At 43.4% G+C, this 3,543-nt stretch carries 5 protein-coding genes and 5 pseudogenes; 6 read left to right on the forward strand and 4 right to left on the reverse strand.

Annotation, left to right across the window (positions count from 1 at the left end; all coding sequences use genetic code 11):
* Nucleotides 1–203: 203 nt before the first annotated feature.
* The 5 genes and pseudogenes from OMP40_RS17105 to OMP40_RS17125 all read left to right on the forward strand — a co-directional run.
* A pseudogene (locus OMP40_RS17105) lies at nt 204–521 on the forward strand (phage holin, lambda family).
* Nucleotides 505–981 carry a glycoside hydrolase family 24 protein gene (locus tag OMP40_RS17110; RefSeq protein ID WP_000229403.1) on the forward strand — a complete coding sequence of 159 codons (477 nt, stop codon included), beginning with the start codon at nt 505–507 and terminating at the stop codon, nt 979–981. The pseudogene OMP40_RS17105 and the gene OMP40_RS17110 overlap by 17 nt, the downstream one beginning before the upstream one ends.
* Nucleotides 978–1,265, forward strand: a pseudogene (locus OMP40_RS17115) (lysis protein); the annotation flags it as partial. The gene OMP40_RS17110 and the pseudogene OMP40_RS17115, both read left to right, overlap by 4 nt.
* A pseudogene (gene rzoD, locus OMP40_RS17120) lies at nt 1,198–1,381 on the forward strand (prophage lysis lipoprotein RzoD). The pseudogenes OMP40_RS17115 and rzoD, both read left to right, overlap by 68 nt.
* Nucleotides 1,378–1,440: pseudogene (locus tag OMP40_RS17125) on the forward strand (lysis protein); the annotation flags it as partial. The pseudogenes rzoD and OMP40_RS17125, both read left to right, overlap by 4 nt.
* Nucleotides 1,441–1,471: 31 nt before the next feature.
* Here OMP40_RS17125 and bor read toward each other — a convergent pair.
* From bor to OMP40_RS41880, 3 genes and pseudogenes are all read right to left on the reverse strand, one after another.
* Nucleotides 1,472–1,765 carry a serum resistance lipoprotein Bor gene (bor, locus tag OMP40_RS17130; protein ID WP_000738492.1) on the reverse strand — a complete coding sequence of 98 codons (294 nt, stop codon included), beginning with the start codon at nt 1,763–1,765 and terminating at the stop codon, nt 1,472–1,474.
* A gap of 289 nt (nt 1,766–2,054) precedes the next feature.
* A pseudogene (locus OMP40_RS41875) lies at nt 2,055–2,270 on the reverse strand (DUF1398 family protein); the annotation flags it as partial.
* Nucleotides 2,269–2,508, reverse strand: coding sequence for a DUF1398 family protein (locus tag OMP40_RS41880; RefSeq protein ID WP_420871988.1), 240 nt, complete (start codon nt 2,506–2,508; stop codon nt 2,269–2,271). The gene OMP40_RS41880 and the pseudogene OMP40_RS41875, both read right to left, overlap by 2 nt.
* Before the next feature lie 243 nt (nt 2,509–2,751).
* Between OMP40_RS41880 and ybcW the strand changes: the two genes are divergently transcribed.
* Nucleotides 2,752–2,958, forward strand: coding sequence for a protein YbcW (gene ybcW, locus OMP40_RS17145; RefSeq protein WP_001031427.1), 207 nt, complete (start codon nt 2,752–2,754; stop codon nt 2,956–2,958).
* A 164-nt stretch (nt 2,959–3,122) separates the two neighbouring features.
* On the opposite strand, the gene OMP40_RS17150 is transcribed toward ybcW, so the two are convergent.
* The gene (locus tag OMP40_RS17150) at nt 3,123–3,317 is read right to left on the reverse strand and encodes a YlcI/YnfO family protein (protein ID WP_001421937.1); all 195 of its coding nucleotides are present in this window, start codon (nt 3,315–3,317) and stop codon (nt 3,123–3,125) included.
* Nucleotides 3,318–3,543 lie beyond the last annotated feature (226 nt).

A 3,543-nucleotide genomic window follows, 5' to 3' on the forward strand; every position in this document is an offset into this window, starting at 1 on the left:
TTTGTTAGTCGCTTTTTTTTTTTGGAATTTTTTTTTTTGGAATTTTTTTTTTTGCGCTAACAACCTCCTGCCGTTTTGCCCGTGCATATCGGTCACGAACAAATCTGATTACTAAACACAGTAGCCTGGATTTGTTCTATCAGTAATCGACCTTATTCCTAATTAAATAGAGCAAATCCCCTTATTGGGGGTAAGACATGAAGATGCCAGAAAAACATGACCTGTTGGCCGCCATTCTCGCGGCAAAGGAACAAGGCATCGGGGCAATCCTTGCGTTTGCAATGGCGTACCTTCGCGGCAGATATAATGGCGGTGCGTTTACAAAAACAGTAATCGACGCAACGATGTGCGCCATTATCGCCTAGTTCATTCGTGACCTTCTCGACTTCGCCGGACTAAGTAGCAATCTCGCTTATATAACGAGCGTGTTTATCGGCTACATCGGTACTGACTCGATTGGTTCGCTTATCAAACGCTTCGCTGCTAAAAAAGCCGGAGTAGAAGATGGTAGAAATCAATAATCAACGTAAGGCGTTCCTCGATATGCTGGCGTGGTCGGAGGGAACTGATAACGGACGTCAGAAAACCAGAAATCATGGTTATGACGTCATTGTAGGCGGAGAGCTATTTACTGATTACTCCGATCACCCTCGCAAACTTGTCACGCTAAACCCAAAACTCAAATCAACAGGCGCCGGACGCTACCAGCTTCTTTCCCGTTGGTGGGATGCCTACCGCAAGCAGCTTGGCCTGAAAGACTTCTCTCCGAAAAGTCAGGACGCTGTGGCATTGCAGCAGATTAAGGAGCGTGGCGCTTTACCTATGATTGATCGTGGTGATATCCGTCAGGCAATCGACCGTTGCAGCAATATCTGGGCTTCACTGCCGGGCGCTGGTTATGGTCAGTTCGAGCATAAGGCTGACAGCCTGATTGCAAAATTCAAAGAAGCGGGCGGAACGGTCAGAGAGATTGATGTATGAGCAGAGTCACCGCGATTATCTCCGCTCTGGTTATCTGCATCATCGTCTGCCTGTCATGGGCTGTTAATCATTACCGTGATAACGCCATTACCTACAAAGCCCAGCGCGACAAAAATGCCAGAGAACTGAAGCTGGCGAACGCGGCAATTACTGACATGCAGATGCGTCAGCGTGATGTTGCTGCGCTCGATGCAAAATACACGAAGGAGTTAGCTGATGCTAAAGCTGAAAATGATGCTCTGCGTGATGATGTTGCCGCTGGTCGTCGTCGGTTGCACATCAAAGCAGTCTGTCAGTCAGTGCGTGAAGCCACCACCGCCTCCGGCGTGGATAATGCAGCCTCCCCCCCGACTGGCAGACACCGCTGAACGGGATTATTTCACCCTCAGAGAGAGGCTGATCACTATGCAAAAACAACTGGAAGGAACCCAGAAGTATATTAATGAGCAGTGCAGATAGAGTTGCCCATATCGATGGGCAACTCATGCAATTATTGTGAGCAATACACACGCGCTTCCAGCGGAGTATAAATGCCTAAAGTAATAAAACCGAGCAATCCATTTACGAATGTTTGCTGGGTTTCTGTTTTAACAACATTTTCTGCGCCGCCACAAATTTTGGCTGCATCGACAGTTTTCTTCTGCCCAATTCCAGAAACGAAGAAATGATGGGTGATGGTTTCCTTTGGTGCTACTGCTGCCGGTTTGTTTTGAACAGTAAACGTCTGTTGAGCACATCCTGTAATAAGCAGGGCCAGCGCAGTAGCGAGTAGCATTTTTTTCATGGTGTTATTCCCGATGCTTTTTGAAGTTCGCAGAATCGTATGTGTAGAAAATTAAACAAACCCTAAACAATGAGTTGAAATTTCATATTGTTAATATTTATTAATGTATGTCAGGTGCGATGAATCGTCATTGTATTCCCGGATTAACTATGTCCACAGCCCTGACGGGGAACTTCTCTGCGGGAGTGTCCGGGAATAATTAAAACGATGCACACAGGGTTTAGCGCGTACACGTATTGCATTATGCCAACGCCCCGGTGCTGACACGGAAGAAACCGGACGTTATGATTTAGCGTGGAAAGATTTGTGTAGTGTTCTGAATGCTCTCAGTAAATAGTAATGAATTATCAAAGGTATAGTAATATCTTTTATGTTCATGGATATTTGTAACCCATCGGAAAACTCCTGCTTTAGCAAGATTTTCCCTGTATTGCTGAAATGTGATTTCTCTTGATTTCAACCTATCATAGGACGTTTCTATAAGATGCGTGTTTCTTGAGAATTTAACATTTACAACCTTTTTTAAGTCCTTTTATTAACACGGTGTTATCGTTTTCTAACACGATGTGAATATTATCTGTGGCTAGATAGTAAATATAATGTGAGACGTTGTGACGTTTTAGTTCAGAATAAAACAATTCACAGTCTAAATCTTTTCGCACTTGATCGAATATTTCTTTAAAAATGGCAACCTGAGCCATTGGTAAAACCTTCCATGTGATACGAGGGCGCGTAGTTTGCATTATCGTTTTTATCGTTTCAATCTGGTCTGACCTCCTTGTGTTTTGTTGATGATTTATGTCAAATATTAGGAATGTTTTCACTTAATAGTATTGGTTGCGTAACAAAGTGCGGTCCTGCTGGCATTCTGGAGGGAAATACAACCGACAGATGTATGTAAGGCCAACGTGCTCAAATCTTCATACAGAAAGATTTGAAGTAATATTTTAACCGCTAGATGAAGAGCAAGCGCATGGAGCGACAAAATGAATAAAGAACAATCTGCTGATGATCCCTCCGTGGATCTGATTCGTGTAAAAAATATGCTTAATAGCACCATTTCTATGAGTTACCCTGATGTTGTAATTGCATGTATAGAACATAAGGTGTCTCTGGAAGCATTCAGAGCAATTGAGGCAGCGTTGGTGAAGCACGATAATAATATGAAGGATTATTCCCTGGTGGTTGACTGATCACCATAACTGCTAATCATTCAAACTATTTAGTCTGTGACAGAGCCAACACGCAGTCTGTCACTGTCAGGAAAGTGGTAAAACTGCAACTCAATTACTGCAATGCCCTCGTAATTAAGTGAATTTACAATATCGTCCTGTTCGGAGGGAAGAACGCGGGATGTTCATTCTTCATCACTTTTAATTGATGTATATGCTCTCTTTTCTGACGTTAGTCTCCGACGGCAGGCTTCAATGACCCAGGCTGAGAAATTCCCGGACCCTTTTTGCTCAAGAGCGATGTTAATTTGTTCAATCATTTGGTTAGGAAAGCGGATGTTGCGGGTTGTTGTTCTGCGGGTTCTGTTCTTCGTTGACATGAGGTTGCCCCGTATTCAGTGTCGCTGATTTGTATTGTCTGAAGTTGTTTTTACGTTAAGTTGATGCAGATCAATTAATACGATACCTGCGTCATAATTGATTATTTGACGTGGTTTGATGGCCTCCACGCACGTTGTGATATGTAGATGATAATCATTATCACTTTACGGGTCCTTTCCGGTGAAAAAAAAGGTACCAAAAAAAACATCGTCGTGAGTAGTGAAC

The organism is Cohnella rhizosphaerae (genome assembly GCF_029525575.1).
GTDB classification, from domain to species: Bacteria; Bacillota; Bacilli; order Paenibacillales; family Paenibacillaceae; genus Cohnella; species Cohnella rhizosphaerae.

Bases quoted from the DNA above. Each gene is read 5' to 3' on its own strand.
- OMP40_RS17110 (WP_000229403.1), top strand. From the start codon at position 505: ATGGTAGAAATCAATAATCAACGTAAGGCGTTCCTCGATATGCTGGCG.
- OMP40_RS41880 (WP_420871988.1), bottom strand. From the start codon at position 2,508: ATGCAAACTACGCGCCCTCGTATCACATGGAAGGTTTTACCAATGGCT.
- bor (WP_000738492.1), bottom strand. From the start codon at position 1,765: ATGAAAAAAATGCTACTCGCTACTGCGCTGGCCCTGCTTATTACAGGA.
- ybcW (WP_001031427.1), top strand. From the start codon at position 2,752: ATGAATAAAGAACAATCTGCTGATGATCCCTCCGTGGATCTGATTCGT.
- OMP40_RS17150 (WP_001421937.1), bottom strand. From the start codon at position 3,317: ATGTCAACGAAGAACAGAACCCGCAGAACAACAACCCGCAACATCCGC.